The organism is Aedoeadaptatus ivorii (assembly GCF_900638585.1).
In the GTDB taxonomy this organism is placed as follows: Bacteria; Bacillota; Clostridia; order Tissierellales; family Peptoniphilaceae; genus Aedoeadaptatus; species Aedoeadaptatus ivorii.
In genome coordinates this window covers 918,972-940,153 of record NZ_LR134523.1, presented here as the reverse complement: position 1 = coordinate 940,153, position 21,182 = coordinate 918,972, and the positions used below count along the sequence as shown (strand labels likewise).

17 protein-coding genes are annotated in these 21,182 nt (G+C 54.1%); 14 read left to right on the top strand and 3 right to left on the bottom strand.

What is annotated here, in order from left to right:
• From EL294_RS04715 to EL294_RS04670, 10 genes are read left to right on the top strand one after another with little or no spacing between them, the layout of a single operon-like run.
• Window positions 1-687, top strand: coding sequence for a tRNA threonylcarbamoyladenosine dehydratase (locus tag EL294_RS04715; RefSeq protein ID WP_126465549.1), 687 nt, complete (start codon window positions 1-3; stop codon window positions 685-687).
• A 12-nt stretch (window positions 688-699) separates the two neighbouring features.
• A complete protein-coding gene (locus tag EL294_RS04710; protein ID WP_126465548.1) occupies window positions 700-2,877 on the top strand; it encodes an ATP-dependent helicase in 2,178 nt (725 codons plus the stop codon).
• A 1-nt stretch (window position 2,878) separates the two neighbouring features.
• Window positions 2,879-4,819 (top strand): NAD-dependent DNA ligase LigA, encoded by a 1,941-nt coding sequence (gene ligA, locus EL294_RS04705; RefSeq protein WP_126465547.1) that lies wholly within the window; start codon window positions 2,879-2,881, stop codon window positions 4,817-4,819.
• Window positions 4,816-5,094, top strand: a complete 279-nt coding sequence (gene gatC, locus EL294_RS04700) for an Asp-tRNA(Asn)/Glu-tRNA(Gln) amidotransferase subunit GatC (RefSeq protein ID WP_126465546.1) — start codon at window positions 4,816-4,818, stop codon at window positions 5,092-5,094. The genes ligA and gatC overlap by 4 nt, the downstream gene beginning before the upstream one ends.
• A gap of 8 nt (window positions 5,095-5,102) precedes the next feature.
• Entirely contained in the window at window positions 5,103-6,533 is a 1,431-nt protein-coding gene (gene gatA / locus EL294_RS04695; protein ID WP_126465545.1) for an Asp-tRNA(Asn)/Glu-tRNA(Gln) amidotransferase subunit GatA, read from the top strand.
• Complete coding sequence (gene gatB, locus EL294_RS04690) at window positions 6,533-7,966, top strand: Asp-tRNA(Asn)/Glu-tRNA(Gln) amidotransferase subunit GatB (protein WP_126465544.1); 1,434 nt, start codon at window positions 6,533-6,535, stop codon at window positions 7,964-7,966. The genes gatA and gatB overlap by 1 nt, the downstream gene beginning before the upstream one ends.
• Window positions 7,967-7,985: 19 nt before the next feature.
• The gene (locus tag EL294_RS04685; RefSeq protein WP_232006518.1) at window positions 7,986-8,597 is read left to right on the top strand and encodes a DedA family protein; all 612 of its coding nucleotides are present in this window, start codon (window positions 7,986-7,988) and stop codon (window positions 8,595-8,597) included.
• Complete coding sequence (gene sfsA, locus EL294_RS04680) at window positions 8,598-9,803, top strand: DNA/RNA nuclease SfsA (RefSeq protein WP_126465542.1); 1,206 nt, start codon at window positions 8,598-8,600, stop codon at window positions 9,801-9,803.
• Window positions 9,800-11,125: a cobyrinic acid a,c-diamide synthase CobB gene (locus tag EL294_RS04675; protein WP_164715229.1), complete on the top strand. Its 1,326-nt coding sequence runs from the start codon at window positions 9,800-9,802 to the stop codon at window positions 11,123-11,125. The genes sfsA and EL294_RS04675 overlap by 4 nt, the downstream gene beginning before the upstream one ends.
• A complete protein-coding gene (locus EL294_RS04670; protein ID WP_164715228.1) occupies window positions 11,113-12,417 on the top strand; it encodes a cobyric acid synthase in 1,305 nt (434 codons plus the stop codon). Before EL294_RS04675 ends, EL294_RS04670 begins: the two co-directional genes overlap by 13 nt.
• Before the next feature lie 39 nt (window positions 12,418-12,456).
• Here the strand turns inward: EL294_RS04670 and mgtE are convergent, their stop codons facing one another.
• Window positions 12,457-13,815: a magnesium transporter gene (gene mgtE, locus EL294_RS04665; protein WP_232006452.1), complete on the bottom strand. Its 1,359-nt coding sequence runs from the start codon at window positions 13,813-13,815 to the stop codon at window positions 12,457-12,459.
• Between the two features lie 255 nt (window positions 13,816-14,070).
• Between mgtE and EL294_RS04660 the strand changes: the two genes are divergently transcribed.
• Both EL294_RS04660 and EL294_RS04655 read left to right on the top strand, forming a co-directional pair.
• Window positions 14,071-15,159, top strand: coding sequence for a C40 family peptidase (locus tag EL294_RS04660; RefSeq protein WP_126465539.1), 1,089 nt, complete (start codon window positions 14,071-14,073; stop codon window positions 15,157-15,159).
• Window positions 15,160-15,225: 66 nt separating this feature from the next.
• The gene (locus tag EL294_RS04655) at window positions 15,226-16,047 is read left to right on the top strand and encodes a bifunctional 5,10-methylenetetrahydrofolate dehydrogenase/5,10-methenyltetrahydrofolate cyclohydrolase (RefSeq protein WP_126465538.1); all 822 of its coding nucleotides are present in this window, start codon (window positions 15,226-15,228) and stop codon (window positions 16,045-16,047) included.
• 26 nt (window positions 16,048-16,073) lie between these two features.
• Here EL294_RS04655 and EL294_RS08115 read toward each other — a convergent pair whose 3' ends face one another.
• Complete coding sequence (locus tag EL294_RS08115) at window positions 16,074-16,208, bottom strand: hypothetical protein (protein ID WP_269471177.1); 135 nt, start codon at window positions 16,206-16,208, stop codon at window positions 16,074-16,076.
• 84 nt (window positions 16,209-16,292) lie between these two features.
• On the bottom strand, window positions 16,293-19,142 hold the full coding sequence (locus tag EL294_RS04650) for a transglycosylase domain-containing protein (protein WP_164715227.1): 2,850 nt from the start codon (window positions 19,140-19,142) through the stop codon (window positions 16,293-16,295).
• Between the two features lie 86 nt (window positions 19,143-19,228).
• On the opposite strand from EL294_RS04650, the gene hflX reads away from it, so the two are divergent.
• Window positions 19,229-20,515 carry a GTPase HflX gene (hflX, locus tag EL294_RS04645; RefSeq protein WP_164715226.1) on the top strand — a complete coding sequence of 429 codons (1,287 nt, stop codon included), beginning with the start codon at window positions 19,229-19,231 and terminating at the stop codon, window positions 20,513-20,515.
• Window positions 20,508-21,176 (top strand): YigZ family protein, encoded by a 669-nt coding sequence (locus EL294_RS04640; protein ID WP_126465535.1) that lies wholly within the window; start codon window positions 20,508-20,510, stop codon window positions 21,174-21,176. Before hflX ends, EL294_RS04640 begins: the two co-directional genes overlap by 8 nt.
• The last annotated feature ends 6 nt before the right edge of the window (window positions 21,177-21,182 follow it).

Below are 21,182 nucleotides of genomic sequence, written 5' to 3'. Positions count from 1 at the left end.
ATGGACTGGACGCAACGTACCCGCATGCTGATCGGAGATGCGGCGTTACAGAATTTACAGCAAAAAAAGGTGATTGTCTTCGGTACAGGCGGCGTCGGCGGAAGCCTCGCCGAGGCATTGGTGCGCACCGGGATTGGCCGCATCGACATCGTCGATTTCGCCGCGGTAGACGTGACCAATTTGAACCGGCAGGTCATCGCCACCACGGAATCCGTGGGTCGCATAAAAGTGGAAGTGTTTCGCGAGCGCGCCCTCTCCATTCGCCCCGATTTGGAGATGGAGACATTCTCCATTCGCTTAAACGCGGAAAATATCGGCGATTTTGATTTCTCCGCCTACGACTATGTCGCCGATGCCACCGACGATGTAAGCGCAAAGCTCCTTTTGGCCGAGGCGGTGCAAAAGGCGAAGGTGCCTTTTATCGCGTCTATGGGGGCGGGAAATAAATTGCGTCCCGAGTGTTTCGAGATCGCAAAACTGTCCGAGACCTCGGTGTGTCCCTTAGCGAGGGTCATGCGAAGGGAAGCGAGGAAAAGGGGTATCGATGACTATACCGTCGTCTATTCCAAAGAGCCGCCCCGCGAAATTCCAAAGGAACAACGCACGCCGGCGAGCATCGCATTTGTACCGCCTGCCGCGGGCCTAATTATGGCGTCGAAAATCGTACGAGATCTGATTGAGAAGTAGAATTGAGGAGTCATGGCATTGTTAGCGGACTATAACGAGCGTCAAAGAGAAGCGATTTTACATACCGAGGGACCGCTTTTGGTCCTCGCCGGAGCCGGAAGCGGAAAAACCCGCGTCGTCACCGGAAAGATCGCGTACTTGATTCGGGAGCGGGGCGTATCCCCCTATGCGATTCTCGCCATCACCTTTACCAACAAAGCGGCCAAGGAGATGAAGGAGCGGGTCGCCGCTTTACTGGACCGAAATGTCGACGGGATGTGGATCAGCACCTTCCACTCCATGTGCGTGCGCATATTGCGGGGCGACATTCACCATTTGGGATACGCGAAGAACTTTGCCATCTACGACACATCGGATCAAAAGACGCTGGTAAAAGACTGTATGGCGCGGTTGAACATCAGCCGAGAACTGTATAAGCCTTACAGCATCCTCAGCCAGATTTCTGCCTGGAAGACCGAAGGGATCGATGCGGATGCGGCGATGAAAGAGCATTTCGGAGATTACCATATGCGCAATATGGCGGAGGTCTATCGTCTGTATGAACGACAAAAACGCGAGAACAATGCACTGGACTTCGACGACTTATTGGTAAAGACCGTCGAGCTGTTCGAGCAGCGGCCGGATGTATTGGCCTTTTATCGCCATAAATTTACGCATATTTTTGTCGACGAATACCAGGATACCAACCACATTCAGTATCTTTTGGTGCGCATGTTGGCCAACGACGGGACAAATCTCACCGTCGTCGGCGACAATGACCAGTCGATTTATCGCTGGCGCGGCGCCGATGTGGGCAATATTCTTTCCTTTGAAAGGGACTTTCCCGGCGCAAAGACGGTCCTCTTGGAGCAGAATTATCGCTCTACCTCGCCGATTCTGAACAGCGCCAATCGATTGATCGCAAACAATCCCTGTCTCAAAGAAAAAAACCTATGGACCGACAAAGAAGGCGGCGCGCCCGTCGTCTACCGCGAGTTCTACCACAATAGCGAAGAAGAGACCGCCGTCGTTCAGAAAATGCAGCATCTCAACTACAAGGGCGCATCCTTCGGCGATATGGCGATTCTGTACCGCACCAATGCCCAGTCCCGCGGCTTTGAAGAGATTTTGATGCGCGAGGGCATTCCCTATCGGGTGGTGGGGGGCCTGCGCTTTTACGACCGCAAGGAAATTAAAGACATGATCGCCTATCTGCAGGTGATCGACAATCCCCGCGACGAAGTAAATCTGGTGCGCATCGTAAATGTGCCCAAGCGGGGGATCGGCGAGACCACCATCGGCCAGCTGCGCGAATACGCAGATGCGCACGATATGGACCTGTTTTCGGTGATGGAAGGGCTCGAGGAAAACGACGAATTGAAGATTCGCGCCCAAAAAAACATCCGCAGCTTCGTCAATCTGATTCACCTGCTCCAAGGCAAGCGGGCGGAGATGGGCATCCGCGAATTGGTGGAGACCATTCTGTTCGAAAGCAAGTATCTCGAGGAGCTCAAGAAAGAGGACACCGTAGAGGCGGCGAGCCGACTGGAAAACCTCGAGGAGTTCGTATCGGCGGCATCGGAATTCGAGCGCGAAAATCCGGAATTGACGCTGACGGATTTTCTGGCGAATCTCAGTTTGGTGAGCGACAAAAACGAATTGGCCGACGAAGACCGCGCCGTAAAACTGATGACCGTACACGGGGCAAAGGGTCTCGAATTTCCCATTGTGTTCGTGGTCGGCCTGGAGGAGCGCTTGTTCCCGACTTCCCGCGCCTTCGACGACGAGGCGGATATGGAGGAGGAGCGGCGGCTCATGTATGTCGCCATTACGCGGGCAGAGGAGCGGCTCTTTCTTTCCTCGGCGAAGTCCCGCACCCTCTACGGAAACCGGATTGTGTCGAAGCGGAGTCGGTTTGTAGACGAAATCGAGGACGCCATCGAGATCGTAAAAGACGAGAACCGGAAGAAAGATCAGCGCACGGGGCATAAGATATTTGCCGGTACGACGACGGAAGAGATACCTAAGCCGAAAGAGGCGCCTCAGGATGCGGTACACTACCAAATCGGCGATAAGATTCTTCACAAAAAGTGGGGCGAAGGCATGGTGGTGCAACTGAAGGGCGGCGGTGCCGAGGCCGTGATCTCCTTTGCGGGAAAGGGGCTTAAGACTCTAAACCTCTCGGTGGCGCCCATTCGAAAGAAGGAATAATATGAATATGCGAGAGATCGTAGACCAATTAAACCGTTGGGCCGAAGCCTACTACACCTATGACGATCCGCTGGTGGACGATGCGACTTACGACGCCTTGTACGACCGATTGGTGCAGATGGAAACAGAGACGGGACACACAGAACCCGATTCGCCGACGCTTCGGGTGGGCGGTGCGCTGCTGAAGGCATTTTCGAAAGCGGATCACGAGACGCCTCTTTACTCCCTCGACAAAGCGCAGAGTTTCGAGACTTTACAGAACTGGGCGCAGCGCATGGAGACGGCGGGCGCTCTGGATGCGGGCATGATGGCGGAACTCAAATTCGACGGCCTTACGATTTCTCTGACCTATGACGGCGGCAGACTGACCCGTGCCCTTACGCGGGGGAACGGCACCACGGGAGAGGTCATCACCGAACAGGTACGTACGATTTCTTCTGTGCCGCTTTCGATTCCCTTTACCGGGCACTTGGTGGTACAGGGGGAAGGGCTGATGCCCTTTGCTTCGTTGGAGCGGTACAATCGAACGGCTGTGCAGAAATTAAAAAACGCCCGAAATGGCGCGGCCGGGGCCCTGAGAAATCTCAATCCCAAAGAGACGAGAAGGCGGGGGCTGATCGCCTATCTTTACAACGCCACCGCCATCGAGGACGCGCAGTTTCAAACCGATCGAGAGGTCAAAGTCTTTCTCGCCGAGCAGGGTTTTCTCGTCCATCCCATGACCAAACGCGTAGACGGTTTTGCAGAACTCTTGGACTACATTCGAGAGGTGGAAGAGACGCGCGATTTGCTGGACGTTTTGATCGACGGCGTAGTGGTAAAGATCAACGACCTCGCGGCGCGGGAGCGCTTGGGGCATACGATCAAGTTTCCCCGCTGGGCGATCGCCTATAAATTCGAGGCAAAAGAGGTCAACACCCGCCTTTTGGATGTAGAATGGAATGTGGGGCGCACGGGAAAGGTGACACCTACGGCGATCCTCGAGCCCGTGGAAATCGACGGCGCCACCATTCAGCGGGCGACGCTCAACAATTACGACGACATCCTCAGAAAAGGCGTAAAGAAAGGCGGCGCGGTACTGCTCCGCAGAAGCAATGAGGTGATTCCCGAGATCCTAAAGGGCATCGGAGAAGAGGGGGAGCCGATCCCCGTCATCACCCATTGTCCCGCCTGCCAAACCGAGCTGATTCGCGATGGGGTGCATATTTTTTGCCCCAATACCATCGGCTGCGAACCACAGCTGGTCCGGCGCATCAGCCATTTTGCCTCGCGAGATGCGATGGACATCGAAGGGCTTAGCGAAAAAACGGCGCAGAAGCTGATCGCGGCCGATCTGGTGCGCGAGATCCCCGACCTCTACGCTTTGGATGCCGATGCGCTGATGGAACTGGAAGGGTTCGGGCCGAAAAAAGCGGAGAATTTAATTTCCGCCTTACAAAATTCGAAGCGCGTGCCCTTTGCGCGGTTCTTGTATGCCTTGGGGATCGGGCAAGTGGGCAAAAAGACGGCAGGGGATCTCGCAAACAGCTTTTCCGATCTCGAGGCCCTTTCCCATGCCGATCGGGCGGCGCTCGAGAAGATCGAAGACATCGGCCCGCATACCGCCGAGGAGATTCGATTGTTTTTTACCGACCCCGTTATCGCCGAATATCTCGAAGATTTCCAAAAGGCGGGGATCGAGATCCTCTATCCCGAAAAGGCGGCGGGGGATCTCCTCGAAGGCTATACCTTTGTGCTTACCGGTACGCTCAGCATGCCGCGGGATGCGATGCAGAAAAAACTCGAGGCGGAGGGCGCCAAAGTCACCGGTTCCGTCTCGAAAAAGACGGACTTCGTTTTAGCCGGCGACAATCCCGGCTCGAAGGTCGAAAAGGCGCGAACACTGAATATCGAAATCTTGTCGGAAGACGAGTTATATACCAGATGGGGGGAATTACGATGAACCGAGAAGACATACAACATATCGCGAAGATCTCTATGCTTCGCTTTACCGACGAAGAATTGGACGGCTTTGCCGAGCACTTTACCGAAACCATGGATCTGATCGATTCCATAAAACAATCGCCGATCCATTGCGATCCCACGTTCCACACCAACGATCTACCCAATCGGCTTCGGGAGGATACCATTCGTCCGTCCCTCGATCGAGAGGCGGCGACACAAAACACCGCGACCGAAAAATACGGCTATTTTGAAATCATCAAATTCGTGGAATAGGAGGATATATGAAGCTGACAGATTTGAGCGCACTCGAAACGCGCGAAAAGTTTCTCTCGGGCGATATCGACTGCGTGGAATTGGTACAGGCCTATCTAGAAAATATTAAGAAGGAAGACGACGAAATCAACGCCTTTATCACCGTAATGGAAGATTCGGCCCTCGAAAAGGCGAGAGAACTCGACGAACGGCGCGATCGGGGCGAGTCTTTGGGCAAGATGGCGGGGATCGTCGTCTCGATCAAAGACAATATCGCCGTCAAAGGCGTAAAGATGACCTGTGCCTCCAAAATGCTCGCCGATTTCGTCGCGCCCTATGACGCGGTGGTCGTCGACAAATTGAAGAAAGAAGATGCGATTTTGATCGGCAAGGTAAATCTCGACGAGTTTGCCATGGGATCTTCCACCGAGACTTCGTATTTCGGCGTCACCCGAAACCCCGTCGACCGCAGCCGCGTATCCGGCGGCAGTTCCGGCGGCAGCGCTGCGTCGGTGGCGGCGGGCTTCTGTTCTGTAAGCCTGGGCACCGATACGGGCGGCTCCGTACGCCAACCCGCCGCCTTCTGCGGCCTCGTCGGCATGAAGCCTTCCCACGGCAGCATCTCCCGCTATGGGGTCTCCGCCATGGCGAATACCTTCGATCAGGTCGGCGTGCTAGCAAAGACCGTAGACGATACCGCCTATGTGCTCGACATCCTCGAGGGCTTTGACGCGCGCGATGCGACCTGTATCGGCAATGCGGCGTTGGGACTCGATGCCATGAAAGACGCGGTGCCCTTAAAGGACCTGCGCGTGGGCATCCCCGAGATCTTTAAGACCTTCGATGTGCAAGACGAAGTGCGCGAAGGATTTGCCCGCACGGTAGAATATATGCGCGAACAAGGCGCCGTGGTGGAATATGTCCCCATCGAAAGCTTGGCGCTCGCCATCTCGATCTATCATATCCTCGTAAATGGCGAAATCGCCCCCAATATGAGTCGTTTCGACGGCATTCGCTACGGCTACCGGGCAGAGGAGTACGATTCGCTCGAGGAATTGTATATCAAGACCCGCAGCGAAGGCTTCGGCGAAGAAGTCAAGCGCCGCATTATGATCGGCTCCTACATCATGAGCATGGACCATTCCAAGGAATACTTCGACAAATCGTTGGAAATGCGCCACTGCATGATCGTCGAATTCGAAGAGGTATTTAAGGACCACGACATTATCCTCTGTCCCACCTCTCCCACCGTCGCCGTGCCCGTCGACAAGGAGTTGTCGCCCGTCGAGATCTATATGCTCGACCTGTTTACGGTGCCGGTAAATCTCATCGGCACCGCGGGCATCAGCGTGCCGGTGCATCGTGAAAACGGACTGCCCTTCGGCGTGCAGATTATACCGAGAAAGGGAGAAGATCACCAGGCATTGGCGACCGCAAAAGAATTGGAGGGCAATATCTGATGGCTTATAAGACAATAGTGGGGTTGGAAATCCACGTAGAACTCTCGACGGCGACCAAGGCGTTTTGCGGCTGCGAAAACGCCTACGGCCGAGAACCGAACACCTGTGTGTGCCCGGTTTGTTTGGGCCTTCCCGGCGCGACGCCGGTCTTAAATAAGGGCGCGGTGGATCGCGCCATCGAGATCGCCACGGCGTTTCACATGGACATTCAACCCAAGAGTACATTTTACCGAAAAAATTATTTCTATCCGGACCTTACGAAGGGCTACCAAATCACCCAAACCGATGCCACCGTCGCCAAAGACGGCTATATCGAGGTGGAACACGAGGGTATGACGCGAAAGATCGGGATCGCGCAGATTCAGTTGGAAGAAGATACCGGCAAGAGCCTGCATACCGAAGAGGAGACGACCCTGATGGACTACAACCGGGCGGGCGTTCCCTTGGTGGAAATCGTCACGGAACCGGATCTCACCGGGGGAGAAGAGGCACGTCTCTTCTTGGAAAAGCTCCGCAACACCCTGCGCTATCTCGGTGTAAGCGACGTCAAGATGGAAGAGGGCTCTTTGCGCTGTGATGTGAATGTCAACATCAAAGACGAAGAGAGCGGCGAGCGCAGTGCCATTTCCGAGGTAAAGAACTTAAACTCCTTCCGCGCCGTAGAAAAGGCGATCGACTACGAAGTCGCACGGCAAAAGGCGCTGATGGAAAAGGGTGAAAAAGAACACCGCGCCACCCGTCGCTGGGACGATGCGAAAAGCGAGACCGTCGTTATGCGGGTGAAGTATACGGCAAACGACTATCGCTTTGCGCCGGAAGGAGATCTGGGTCCTCTGTATATCGACGAGGCGTGGATCCGCGAGGTACAAGACGACATGGCAGAGCTTCCCGACGTCAAGGTACAGCGCTTTATCGATACCTACGGGCTCAAAAGCTATGATGCCAAGGTCATCTGCGGTTCTCAGGCGGTGGCGGATTTTTATGAGGCCGTCGCCGAGAAATTCGACGATTACGAGATGCTCTCGAACTGGTTTATGACCGAGTTTCTGCGCCGCATCCCCATTTCAGAAGATGGAGAGTTAGAGGTCGCATTTTCTGCCGAAGATTTCGCCTATCTTCTAAAACAGATTCGCGATAAGAAGATCAACAACAATGCCGGGAAAAAGGTCTTCCGCATTATGTGCGAAGAGGGCAAAAAGCCCGCCGATATCATCGAAGCGGAAGGGCTCACCCAGATCGGAGACGCTTCGGCGATCGAAGGCATTGTCGAAGAGGTGCTCGCGGAAAACCCCGAGTCCGTACAGCAGTTCTTAAACGGGAAGGACCGCGTCGTCGGATTTTTGGTGGGGCAGGTTATGAAAAAGAGCCGCGGCAAAGCCAATCCGCAGATGGCCAACGAAATGCTGACCAATAAGCTAAAGGCCATGCAATAGGAGGAGCGCTTTGGAACAAATGATGACTTCGGCGATCGAGTCCTATGGCTATTTCGCCGTATTTGCCCTGATCTTTATCGAGAATGTATTTCCGCCCATTCCCTCGGAAGTGATTCTCTTGTTCGGGGGATTTTTCGTCGGCACCGGCGCCCTGGGTTTTTTCCCCACCGTACTCGCCGCCACGGCGGGATCGGTGGCGGGGGCCTTTATTCTCTACGGCATCGGAAAACTCGTGCCCGCCGAAAAAATATATGCCTCCGCCGAACGCGGTTGGATGCGAAAGTTGGGCTTTAAGTTACAGGAGATCACCATGGTGGTCGAAAAGTTCGAGGAAAAGGGGAAAATCCTCGTGCTATTCGGCCGCTGTGTGCCGATCATCCGAAGTCTGATTTCCATTCCGGCGGGTATGGTGAAGATGCATCTCTTTTCCTTTACCGTGCTCACGGCCCTGGGGTCTTTCCTTTGGAACTGCATTCTCACATTCGCGGGCCTAAAAGCAGGCGAGAACTGGCACAGCATATTAAAATATCTGGATTACTACAAATACGTCATCGCCGCGATCCTCGTCGTGGCGGGCATCCTGTTTTTGATTCGCCATTTTCGGAGGAAAAGACAGAAGGAAGGACGATAAATGAAATACGAGATTGTCGAAGAAGCGATTTTTCTAAAACGGGAAAATCGCTTTATTGCTTGGGTAGAGCTGGGCGAGGTGCCCATCCGCGTGCACGTCCCCAATACCGGTCGCCTGCGAGAACTCCTGGTGCCCCGGCGCCGCGTATTGCTCGCCAAAGCGGCACAGACAAAGACGAGAAAAACCGAATATAGTCTGATCGCCGTAGAAAAGGACGACCGGTGGTTTCATATTCATTCCGCCGCCGCCAATCACCTGGTGGCGGAGTATCTCGACGCCGCGCCCGTGCTGAAGGGCTTCGGCAAGGTGCGGTCCTATCGGCGAGAGGTTAAAAAAGGCACGAGTCGATTCGACTTTTACGTTGTAGGGGGGGAGGCCGCCGGCTATATCGAGGTGAAAGGCGTCACCTTGGAAGAAAACGGAATGGCTCGTTTTCCTGATGCGCCCACGCTGCGGGGCACGCGGCATATCGACGAACTTACGCAAATTGCCGCCAAAGGGGAAGGCGCCATGGTATGGTTTGTGATACAGACGGACGGCGTGTTCGCCTTTTCGCCCAATCACGAGACGGACCCCGCCTTTGCGGCGGCACTCTGCCGCGCGGAACAAGCCGGCGTAGATCTTTATGCTATGGATACGAAGATCGACGGCGCCAAAATGCATCTGTCGCGACCGGTTGCCGTGCGGCTCGATGCTCCGCTTGCGATGCGGCAAGCGAGGGAGGCGGATCTTTCTATCATAGAGACAATGATTTACGGGGCAAAACAGTCCCTCGCGAAAGACGGCGTGGACCAATGGCAGGGCAAAGAACCGGGCCGCGAGACTTTGCGGACAGATATTTGCCGCGGCGCCTGCTATGTATTTTGTGAAGAAGGGGAGGATCCTGTGGCGACGGCGGCACTCTGTTTGGGCGAGGAACCCACCTATCATGTGATCGACGGGGTCTGGGCCAATGCCCGGCCGTACCTGACGGTACACCGCATGGCGGTCTCGCCCGCAAAGAAAGGCCACGGCATTGGACGACGGGCCTTGGATGCAATCAAGGCATTTGCCATCTCGAAGGGTCTGTCGGAGGTGCGGATCGACACCCACCGGGACAATTTCCGCATGCGAAATTTGATCGAGACGAGCGGATTCCGTCATTGCGGCACGATCCGCGTAGGAGACGGAACAGAGCGGATCGCCTATCAATGGAGCCGGCCGTGAAGCGGCGCATTTTGCTCGCCGCCACGGCATCCGATGCGGGCAAGACCACATTGACCGTCGGCCTGATTCGCGCCCTCGTGCGGCGGGGGCATACCGTGGCTTCCGCCAAGATCGGCCCGGACTATATCGACCCGATGTATCACCGGGCGGCGGGCGCGCGCGGCATGAATCTCGATTCGATCCTGACAGAGGCGGCGTATCGGCGCCATTTACTGGCGAAAATGGAAGAAAACGACATCGTCGTTATGGAAGGCGCCATGGGCTTTTACGACGGCATCGGCTCGAGTCGACGCGCCTCCGCCTGTGAAATGGCGATAGAGACCGATACGCCCGTAATTTTAATCACAAGCGGTGCGGGGAAGGGGTTGAGCCTCGCGGCGGAAATCGCGGGGTTTCGAAATTTTTCGAAAAATACCATCGCCGGCGTGATCCTCAACAAGACCAAGCCTTCCATGTATGGCTATTACAAAAAAATTATAGAGGACCACGCAGATCTGCCCCTATTGGGCTGTATTCCCCGCATGGAACTCGAAGCGCCTTCGCGGAATTTGGGACTGATGCGCGCGGAGGAATGGGCGGATTTCGACGCCTATGTAGATGCTGCCGCCGACGATTTTGAAGCCCATATCGATATGGAGCGGCTGTGGTTGATCGCCGAACGGACCGAGACCGAAAGCGACTATATATCCCCGCGGCTTGCGCAACCCGTCCGCTGCGCCCTGGCACAGGATGCAGCTTTTTGTTTCTATTACGAGGATGTCCTGCGAGAAGCCGAGGCGGCGGGGGTGGAGTGGGTGCGTTTTTCGCCGCTTCTCGATCCTCTGCCCAAGGAAGTTTCGGGGCTCTATCTGGGCGGCGGCTATCCCGAACTCTATCGCGAGACGCTCGCCCACAGACATACCCTCGCCGACGAAATCCGCGCCTTTTACGAAACCGGCGGCGTCGTCATTGCCGAAGGCGGGGGCTTTGCGGCACTTCAAGAAACCATCGACGGCGTGCCCACACTGTCGATCCTTCCGGGCCGGGTAGAGAGCACCGATCGCCTGCAAAATTTCGGCTATTATTCTATGCATGCCCAAAAAGACGGACTGCTCTTACGACGCGGGGAGCAGATCGGCGTACACGAGTTTCATTATTCCCGATCGTCGCAAAGCGGCGAGGATTTTTGGTTACAAAAACCCCTTTCCGCTAGAAACCACGTGGGAGGATATCATGAACCCAATGCCTATTTGGGCTATGCACAGCTTCACCTTACGGGAAATACCTCGGTATTTTCTCGATGGTTACATGCCCTAGAGGAGGCGAGAGTATGGGATCGATGATCGTTTTGGGCACGGCTTCTAACGGCGGAAAAAGCACCCTCGTTACGGCGCTTATGCGCATCTATCGGCGCCGCGGATACCGCGTATGCCCCTTTAAGTCGCAGAATATGGCACTCAACAGCGGCATCATAGACGGCAAGGAAATGGCGCGGGCACAGATCGTACAGGCGGAGGCGGCACAGATCGCCCCCGATGTCCGCATGAACCCCATTCTCTTAAAGCCGGTGGCGCCGGGCACGAGCCAGGTGATCGTAAACGGCCGCGTAGCGGGTCGCTTCTCGACGCGGGCGTACTACGCGAAAAAAGCGGCGTTTTTCAAAGCGGCGCTGCGTTCTTTAGAGAGCCTGCGCGAAGAATACGACATCGTAATCGCCGAAGGGGCGGGGAGCGCTTCGGAGATCAATCTGAAATCGGTAGATATCGTCAATATGGGCCTCGCCAAGGCGGCGGATATGGACGCACTGTTGGTGGCGGATATCGATCGGGGCGGTATGTTCGGCGCCGTGGCGGGCACCCATTTGCTCTTCGACAGAGAAGAGCGCAGGCGACTGAAGGGCATCGTCGTGAATAAATTTCGCGGCGACGTCTCGATTCTGATGCCGGGGCTCGAGACGCTGGAAGAAATCACAAAAACGCCGGTTTTGGGCGTCATACCCTACGGCGATTTCACCATAGAGGCGGAAGATTCGCTATCCGAAAGCCTTGCGGAAATAAGAAGCGGCGCGGTCGATGTGGCGGTGCTGCGGCTGCCCTATATGACCGACTTCACCGATTTCGCGCCTTTTTATCGCCATCCCGATGTATCGCTGCGATATATCGACGGCCTGCGGAATTTTCGTGCGCCGGATCTGTTGATTTTGCCGGGCACGCTGCGTCCCTACGGCGATTTGAAGTGGCTGAAAGAAAGCGGATTGTATGCCGCGGTCCTGAAATATGCGGCAACGGGCGGAAAGCTCGTCGCTGTGGCCGAAGGCAAGGATTTGTTGGGAAAATATGTAAAAGGGGATGGCGCGAGCGGCGGATTGGAAGGATTCGATTTGTGGAACGAGAACGCGGCGCACGATGCGTCGAATGCGGACGCTGTGGTCGCGACCTTCGATCGTCACGGCGCCTTTGAAGACGAAGGGATTACGGAATCCCTACTGGCGACCCTTCGGGCACAAAAGGGGATTTCTCAAAAAGAGAGTCTCAGCGATTATGCCGCCTATAAAGAGAGTCAATACGAAAAACTGGCGGATCTGGTGGAATCCTCTGTCGACATGGCGGCGATCGATCGAATTTTGGGCATATAAAAAGACCTTTTGCAGTTTTTGCAAAGGGTCTTTTTTTCGTTAAATCAATTTGGGAAGCAGCGTCGTCGCTAATCCCAAGAAGATAAAGAATCCAAAGATATCCGTACACGTCGTCAGAAATATGGGGGAGGAGATCGCCGGGTCGATCTCGAAGTGATCGAAGAGGAGGGGCAGCAAAAAGCCTACGATGCCGGCGATAATCATGTTGAGGATCATGGCGGCAAAGATAATAAAGCTCAAAAAGAAATTATAATACTTAAAATATAGCACTATGCCCGCCAACAATCCGATCATGGCGCCGTCGAAAAGGCCGAGGCCGATTTCCTTCAACACCAACGGAAAATCTTCTTTTAATTCCATTTCGTCGCGCGCGATGCTCGTCAGAACGATAGAAAGCGCCTGGTTGCCGGCGTTTCCGCCCATTCCCGTGACGATGGGCATGGCAGCGGCGAGGGCGACCACTTGGCTGATGGTGGATTCAAACATACTGACGACCGCCGAGGCCATAAAGGCGGTAAACAGATTGATTACAAGCCAAGGGAGGCGACTCTTGATGGATTCAAAGAAATTCGAGTCGTATTCCTCGTCTTTGGAGACCCCGCTCATGGCGAGAATGTCCTCACTGTGTTCCTGTTCCATGACCTCGATAATATCTTCACTGGTGATAATCCCCAGGATCGCCATATTTTTGTTGACGACGGGGAGGTACTTCAGATCGTATTTGTAGATCAAATTGGCGGCATCTTCCTGGTCTTGATCCGCATAGATAAAAAACGGATGGTCCTGGATCAGATCCGAGAGGGGCGTAAAGCCGGCCGCCACCAAGATGTCTCTTAAATCGACGATTCCCACCAGTCGGTGCAGATTGTCGGTAATAAAGATCGACTCGATAATTTCTGTAGTCGGTGCGATTTCTTTGATCTTAAGTAACGCCTCGCCCACCGAAAGGGTTTGTTTCAGCGACAAAAACTCCGTCGTCATAACCCCGCCCGCGCTCTCCTCGTCGTAAGAGAGGATCATTTGTAGCGTGTTGGAGTCGCTTTTCTTCATATAATTCAGCAGATCTTTGCGGCGCTTGGTGCCCATCAACCCCAAAAGGTCGGCGACGTCCGCATTGCTCATATAGCTGAAGATCTCGATCAACTCTTTGGTCGAGTAAAAATTGGTCATACGGATCTGCAGATCGTCTTCGGCATTTTCCATCAGATCCGCCACCATTTCCGGGTCGAGCATAAAGAGAAAATACTGAAGTTCGGACGCCTCCATATCTTCCAGCACTTCGTCGATGTCGACGGCGTGGTACTCTTCGTAGATCGTTCGGGTCTTTGTCACATCGCCCGCGCGGATGATCTCTTTGATCCGTTCCATCAGTTCGTCATAACTTGTTTCGTATTCCAAAACCCATCACCTCCGGTCGTCAGTTTCCTTCCTACATTATAGCATTTATAGGGTATACGGCAAATCCCGGCGAATTCGTGATTTGTATCACGAACTGAAACACAAACGTAACAAAGAAGTAACACAAAAGACCCCGAAAATAGTTACATTCTGTAACCTTCTGTGTTATAATTTCCAAAGATCATTAAGAAATGTCTAATTTAGAAGATTTTCCGCCGCTTCGGCGGATTTTGAGAGTAAGGAGTGTACTTTTTCATGAATTCGAAGTTAAAGCTTACCATCGGAACCGCAGCATTGGCATTGGTCTCCGTGGTAGGCCTGAGAGACACCGGAATATTCGTACAAGATCACACGACAACTCTATATAGTGGCAGCAAATTGAGCTTCGCCGTAGAAGAAGCGGCAAATATCGTAGAAACCAACGATAAGGGATATGTGGTTCAAAAGGGCAAGGCAAAGGTAACAGTACCGAAACAAAAAATTCTCGTTACCGAAGGCGAACCCCAACACTATGTAGTCAAAAAGAACGCGATTCTCCGTCGCAACGGAAAGATCGTCCGCAATCTCTTTATCGGAGAAACCCTAGAAACGGTAAAACACTATCCCAACACCGTAGCGGTAAACACCTCCGACGGCCTGTTCGGATCCGTACCTAAAGAGTTCATCGAAGCCCAAGAAGGTCCCTATGTGACCCCGGCAAAAGTAAAACAAGATTTGATCCTTGAAAACAGCAACGGTACTTATAGCCTGAAAAAAGAGCAGGAAGTCCGCGTAGTTTCTTATAAGGACGGCCTTTTCATCCTCTTAAACGATGAAGGCAAGGATTTCCAAATCGATCCCAATTACTTAGATTTCGGTGAAAACGGCATCGCCCCCAAACAACAAGCCACCATTCAGGAACAAGCGCCCGCACAAAAAGCGGACGGCGCCCAAGCGGCAGCCGTAGCGGCCGATGTTCCCCAAGTAGACGGCGAAAAGGCACAATGTGTCGTCGATTCCGCCTATGCGAAGATGGGTTCCCCCTATGTGTGGGGCGCCACCGGCGGCAAGGGCTATGACTGCTCCGGTTTGGTATATTCTATCTATGTAAAGGAAATGGGTCTTTCCCTTCCCAGAACCTCTTCCGCGCAATCTCAGGTCGGCAAGCAGGTCAGCAAAGACCAATTGCAACCCGGCGATTTGGTATTCTTCAACACCTCCGGTAAGGGCGTAAGCCACGTGGGCATCTATATCGGAAACGACGTGTTTATCCACGCCTCCAGCGGCAGTGCAAAGGTAAGAACCAATAAGTTGAGCGAAAAATATTATAGCTCCCGATTTGTCAACGCGACACGGGTACTGTAAAATAACATTACGAGAGAACGGTACAATCCGTTCTCTTTTTTATTACCGAAATAGAGGAGGTCGTATATGCGTTTTGGCGTAACAGAACTGCGTGAAGAGATTCTCGCTTCCTTAAAAGAGAAAGCAAGAGCGGCGAGAAATGAGGAAAAAGGCTATATACTGAGTATTCATAGAGTGGGCGAGAATCAGCCGGATCTCGCCTATGAGCGCGGACTCAAGAAATCGGCGCAATCGGCGGGGATCGACGTGGACGTACACTGCTACCCCGAGGACGTAGAGACAGAGGCATTGCTCGAAGGGATTCGCCGGGACAACGAAAACCCCGCCGTCGGGGGCATTCTCGTCTTCCATCCCCTTCCCGATACCGTCGATTCCGGCGCAGTGGATGCCGCCGTCGCAATCGAAAAGGATATCGACTGCTTGCATCCGGACAACCAGCGCAAGGTGTATGCGGGGGGCGGTGTGCTATATCCCGCTACGGCAAAAAGCGCCCTGGCGATTGCAGAGGCCATGGGACCTTTGGAAGGAAAGCGGGCGCTTATCGTCAATCGCTCTATGGTGATCGGCAAGCCTTTGGCGATGATGCTCCTCGATAAGAACGCCACCGTTACCATCGCCCATTCCCGCACGCGAAATCTGGAAGAAGAGGCGAAAAGGGCGGATCTCGTGGTCTATGCCACGGGCAAGTCCCGTTGGATCGACGGGCGTTTTGTCCGGGAAGGGCAGTGGATTGTCGACTGCGGCATCGCTTTTGACGAAAATGGAAAAATGACCGGCGATGTCGATACCGAAGCGGTAGAAAAGATCGTCGAATATGTGACGCCGGTGCCCGGCGGCGTAGGGAGTCTCACCAATCTCTTGCTCCTTGAGAATATGTTTCTTGCATAAAAAATCCCCGTCAAAGCGGGGATTTTTTAGCGTCTGCGCAGATATTTCCAGGCAAGATATTTCTTCAATAGGCCACCGGTTCTTTTGCGAACGGGTCTTCGAGAAAGCAGCGAGATGCCTTTGGCAAAGGCGAAAAACTTAATGAGCTTCTTCAATTTCATATTGCGAACCTCCTTCGTATTTCGGGTATATGCAATTTATTTACCCGAAACACGCGCTTTTCACTCGTAAAATCCATCGCGATCCTAATTGCGCTTTCGATTGTTTTGTTTTTGGCTCTGTTGACGATTGTAGGTATTGTTGTCGTCGTCCTCGTCATCGCCTTCGTTTTCTTCCTCTTCCTGCCGCCTTTGTTCTTCGAGCTCTTGGCGGATGCGCTCTTGCTCTTGCATATACCATTCCTTGGTATGCACCGTGCAGTAGCGCCGCGGTCCGGCATAGAAGTCTTCGGGGACGATGCCGTCGAAGTCTTCGGGCTTATAGCCGTCGGGACGGGCGTAGTAATACCCGTAGGTGATGGTTTCGTAGGGGCAGTAGGTGGAGGCGAGTTCGCCGGAGACCGCACAAATCAACTTGCGCGTATAGCGCTCGGTGACTTCGGTGGGTGCGGTATTGGGCAAAAACGGCAAGCTGACGATCGACTTGGCGCGGCGGGCGTAGGCGGAGGCCAAAAGGCCGGTGCGGTCGCTCACTTCTTTCTTCTCTAAGTTTTTCGGCAGCTCCCAAGTGCTCTTATCATTCGGGATATCGTAGAGCTTGGCGTAAAAGTCCGAGACGACGGCGTCATTTTTTGTAAGCGCGAGCTTTTGCAGATCGTTGCCGAGCCACAGGCCGCAGGTGTAGCCGGGGGTCGCGCCGAGGGAAAAGTAGTCCGCATTGTATTTGTTGCTTCCGAGCACCGCAAAGGCATCATAGCCCTTGGCGCCAAGCCGCTTTGCCACATCGGTGGAGCCGAGGGCGTAGCGCAAGAGCACGTCCGCCTTTCGCGGAAATTCCGATTTTTTTACCTTTGCTTCATAGAGCACTTCTCCCGAAGCATCGGTGATCTTTTGCACCATATGAATATTGCCCGTATTAGAAGAGGCGATTTTTGCATAGGCGCCGGTCATATGCATAAGATTCGTGCCATTCACCAAATTGCCCGATGCCATGGCATCGAAGGTAAAGTCGTGGCGGTTCGCCGATTCCTGGGGCGTGACGATGTCGTCGTCTTCGCTGTCGGCATAGAGACCCAGAGTCTTTAGGGTTTTGAGGGTATTGTCGTAACCGTATTTTTCGAGGAGCTTGCCGCTTACCGATTTTCTGCCTTGCTCCAAGGCCTCGGCGAAGATCGTATTGCCGCGGAATTTATGGCCTTCGGGCCAAATCAGCCCGTCTACATACATGGGTATGTCGTCGTAGGCCGTCGCCAGAGTGTCCTTTCGGCACAGCGCCGTCAGATAGGTAGAGAGGGGCATAAACACCGAGCCCGGTTGCCGTTTGCCGAAGAGGTGGTTATAGCGCTTTCTGGCGGGATCGGTGACGTCGTTTCCGCCGACGAAGGCGCCGACGGATCCATCTTTGTTGTCGATGATGATCGCGGCGGATTGGGGCTGCAGATTAATATTTTCCGAGGCGAGAAAGAGTTCGCCGGAGAGAATGCATTCTTCGTCGTCGATGGCGATCTTGTCGCCGTATTTTTTGAGCGCTTTGGCGGAGATGCGGTAGTCGCTTCCGCTTTGTACGTCTTCTTCTTCAAAGGCGGTGGTGATGCGGGATACGGTACAGAGATTGCCATCGCCGTCGAGATAATAGGAAGGTTTGAGCGTGAGTATGCCGTCGTCGAAAGAGAAGTAGCGTCCGGAGAGAAGTAGGTCGCCGCCGGCGCGGGAAAAAGCCTCTTTTGTAAGGCGCAACGAACCGTCGTCTAAAAACAGGTCGTCGTGGGAAAGGTAGAGGATTTTTCCGGCTTCATCGACGATATTGCCTTCGGTATCGGTGCTGAAGTCGACAAAATTTGCGCCCTTGTCTGCACCCGATCGCACCAGATCGGGGAATTGATCGTACAGGGCTTCGAGCTTATGTTGCATATCCGGTTGTATGGTCGAGTAGATTTTGAGGCCGCCTTCTCGGACTTTTTTCTCCGCCTCCTCGCGAGTCAGCCGCAGTGCCTGGGCGATATGCGCTTCGGCCTCTTCGCTTATGGCATCGGCCACATATGAAGTGTAAGGCGATTCGGCGTCTTCTTGCGGCCGAAAGGCCAAATTCCTGTTTTCAGCGCGGGCACGCGTCTTCGCGTCTATGTATCCGGCGCTTTCCATGGCGGCGAGCACGACCTTTTGACGTGCCAGGGCGTGAGGGTTTTCCACCAGTACATACCGTTCCCCGGCGATGGTGCGCACCGCCAAGGGGCTTTCATCTTTTACGTTCTCTTCGGGAATTCGCTTCAGCGGCTGGTATTTTGAAGGGCTCTTTACGATGCCGGCGAGGAGCGCCCCTTCTTCGAGGGTCAAATCCTTGGGCGTCTTGGAAAAATACGCCCGCGCCGCGGCGTCGATCCCCTGGGCGCCCATGCCCAGATCGATGCGGTTGAGATAGGCTTCGAGGATCTTTTCTTTGGGAAGTGCTTCCTCGATGGCGAGGGTCAAATAGGCCTCGGTGACTTTGCGGTCGACGGATTGCTCGGTACTCAGATAGAGATTTTTTACCAGCTGTTGGGTAATGGTCGATCCGCCGCGGACGATTCTGCCTTGCTTTAGATTTGTCGCAAGACTGGCAAAAAGTTGCCGTCCGTCGAGTCCCTTGTGGCTATAAAAACTGCGGTCTTCCGTCGCCAAAAAGGCATTCCGTACATCTTTTGGCACCGCCGAGAGCGGCACATAGTTGCTGAAGACCGAAGGATCCACCTCGTCAATCACTTCGCCCTCGGCGTCGTAAATCACAGAGGTCTGCGCGATCGCCGTCGTCACCTTTGTAAAGTCGGTTTCCGGCGCCTTTTTCAGGATAGAGAGCATCCAGGCGCCGATCGATCCCGCGATTAACACGAAGAGCGCGACGAGAAGAAGCAGGAAAAGCTTCGCCTTGTCGCCGCGGGACAAATGTTTTATTCCACCCATACACATCCTCCTTTCTCCAATTATAGCACAGCGGCTCTGTTGCGCAGTAGCTTCGGATTGTGTATATTTATGAAAGGAGGTACTGTGTGAACAGAATAGAACATCGCGGAGGTCGTCCGGAATCGGTGGTAACGGTCGCCGTTTGGGACGATGAAAACGAATTTAACGAGGAAAGTCTGAAGGAGCTGAACGCCCTGGTCGAAGTCGCCGGCGGCAATGTGGTGGCGGAAATGACCCAAAACGTGCGGTCCTACCACCCGTCGACGCTAATGGGCAAGGGAAAGCTCGAGGAATTGAAGGACTTCGTCAGAGCGGAAGATGTCGATCTGGTGGTCTTCGACCAAGAACTCAGCGGCGTGCAGATGCGCGAGATCGAAAAGATTCTCGAGACCGATGTCTTGGACCGCACCGCCGTCGTCTTGGATATTTTTGCCGCCCGGGCGAAGACCGATGTGGGAAAGCTACAGGTCTATCTGGCGCAGTTGGAATACGGAAAAAACCACTTGATCGGCAAGCGGAACTATTCGAGATTGGGCGGCGGGATCGGCACCCGAGGGCCCGGGGAACAAAAACTCGAGATTGATCGCAGGCGCATTCGCGCGGACATCACCCGCACCAAAAAGCGCCTGGCCCGGGCCAAAAAGATCCGAAACACCGGGAGAAAGGACCGCCTGTCGTCCAAAATCCCTTCTATCGCCTTGGTAGGCTATACCAATGCGGGAAAATCGTCGATTATGAATCGCCTACTCAAAGACGGCGCCTCGTCGGGAAAACCGGTCTTTGTGGAGGATATGCCCTTTGCATCGTTGGATCCCGACACGCGGCGCATTCGGCTTAAAGACGGCTTGAGTGTATTCGTCACCGACACGGTGGGTTTTATTTCCAATCTTCCCACCGCCCTGATCGAATCTTTTTATACGACGCTCGAAGAATTAAAGGATGCGGATCTTATCGTACACGTCATCGACGGATCCGGAGAAAATGCCGAAATGCAGTATAAGACGACCCGAAAGATCCTTCGGGATCTCGAAGTGAGCGCGACGCCTTCGATTTTGTTCGTCAACAAGCGGGACAAGATGGAAGCGGGAAGACTCCCGTTTTTGCCGGCAGAGGATACGGTGCTCTACGGTTCCGTCAAATTCGATGCGGACTTCGACTATTTCTTCGATGCCCTGCAAGAAAAGATCGAAGGGGGATTCGCCAAGGTGGATCTGCACTTCGGTTTTGACGAAATGCACCGCGTAGAAGAGATCAAGGCGCGGTTTCCCGTCGAGCAATTCGACTACGACCACGAAGGGGTGGCGATTACGACGACGCTTCCCAAGAGCTACTTACCCCGCTACGAAAGACAGATACGGAGGCGCTATGTATAAGACCGTATTGCGAGAAGGGCGCAGTCGATTGGAGGAGAAAAAGTCCGAGTTTTTGGGATATGTCTCTCATGTTCGTTCCAAAGAAGAGGCGGAGGCGGTGATTGCGCATATGCGAAAAGCATACCCAGACGCCCGCCATCACTGTAGCGCCTATATCGTGGGGGCGGGCGGCATCGTGCAAAAATACGACGACGACGGCGAGCCCCAGAAGACCGCCGGGCCGCCCATACTCGAAGTCCTCAAGAGAAACGGTCTGGAAAATGTGGTCTGCGTCGTCACCCGCTACTTCGGGGGCACCTTACTGGGAGCGGGCGGCCTGATCCGCGCCTACTCTACCGCCGCCTCCCTTGCGGTTGAGGAGGCGGTGGTCGTGGAAATGCACGCGGCATTGGATCTGCGGATTCGCTACGACTACACCTTTCACGGGGCGCTGGAAAACTTTTTGATGCAGTACGGATACCCGGTTTTTGATGCGGAATTTACCGATCAGGTGGCGCTTTCGACGACGCTGCTCGCAGAGAACGAGGACGCACTGCTCGAGAAGCTGACGGATCTTACGGCAGGCGACGTCTATATCGTCGAGAAGAAGGCCACCGAAAGGCCTGTCAGAGACGGATTTTTATTGTATAATAAACAAAAATACAAACAAACCACGGATTAGGAGGTC

Coding starts and splice junctions, on each gene's coding strand:
- EL294_RS04685 (WP_232006518.1), top strand. CDS start 7,986: ATGATGACTTCGGCGATCGAGTCCTATGGCTATTTCGCCGTATTTGCC.
- EL294_RS04710 (WP_126465548.1), top strand. CDS start 700: ATGGCATTGTTAGCGGACTATAACGAGCGTCAAAGAGAAGCGATTTTA.
- gatA (WP_126465545.1), top strand. CDS start 5,103: ATGAAGCTGACAGATTTGAGCGCACTCGAAACGCGCGAAAAGTTTCTC.
- EL294_RS04650 (WP_164715227.1), bottom strand. CDS start 19,142: ATGGGTGGAATAAAACATTTGTCCCGCGGCGACAAGGCGAAGCTTTTC.
- sfsA (WP_126465542.1), top strand. CDS start 8,598: ATGAAATACGAGATTGTCGAAGAAGCGATTTTTCTAAAACGGGAAAAT.
- gatB (WP_126465544.1), top strand. CDS start 6,533: ATGGCTTATAAGACAATAGTGGGGTTGGAAATCCACGTAGAACTCTCG.
- EL294_RS04640 (WP_126465535.1), top strand. CDS start 20,508: ATGTATAAGACCGTATTGCGAGAAGGGCGCAGTCGATTGGAGGAGAAA.
- gatC (WP_126465546.1), top strand. CDS start 4,816: ATGAACCGAGAAGACATACAACATATCGCGAAGATCTCTATGCTTCGC.
- EL294_RS04660 (WP_126465539.1), top strand. CDS start 14,071: ATGAATTCGAAGTTAAAGCTTACCATCGGAACCGCAGCATTGGCATTG.
- EL294_RS04715 (WP_126465549.1), top strand. CDS start 1: ATGGACTGGACGCAACGTACCCGCATGCTGATCGGAGATGCGGCGTTA.
- ligA (WP_126465547.1), top strand. CDS start 2,879: ATGAATATGCGAGAGATCGTAGACCAATTAAACCGTTGGGCCGAAGCC.
- EL294_RS04655 (WP_126465538.1), top strand. CDS start 15,226: ATGCGTTTTGGCGTAACAGAACTGCGTGAAGAGATTCTCGCTTCCTTA.
- EL294_RS04670 (WP_164715228.1), top strand. CDS start 11,113: ATGGGATCGATGATCGTTTTGGGCACGGCTTCTAACGGCGGAAAAAGC.
- EL294_RS08115 (WP_269471177.1), bottom strand. CDS start 16,208: ATGAAATTGAAGAAGCTCATTAAGTTTTTCGCCTTTGCCAAAGGCATC.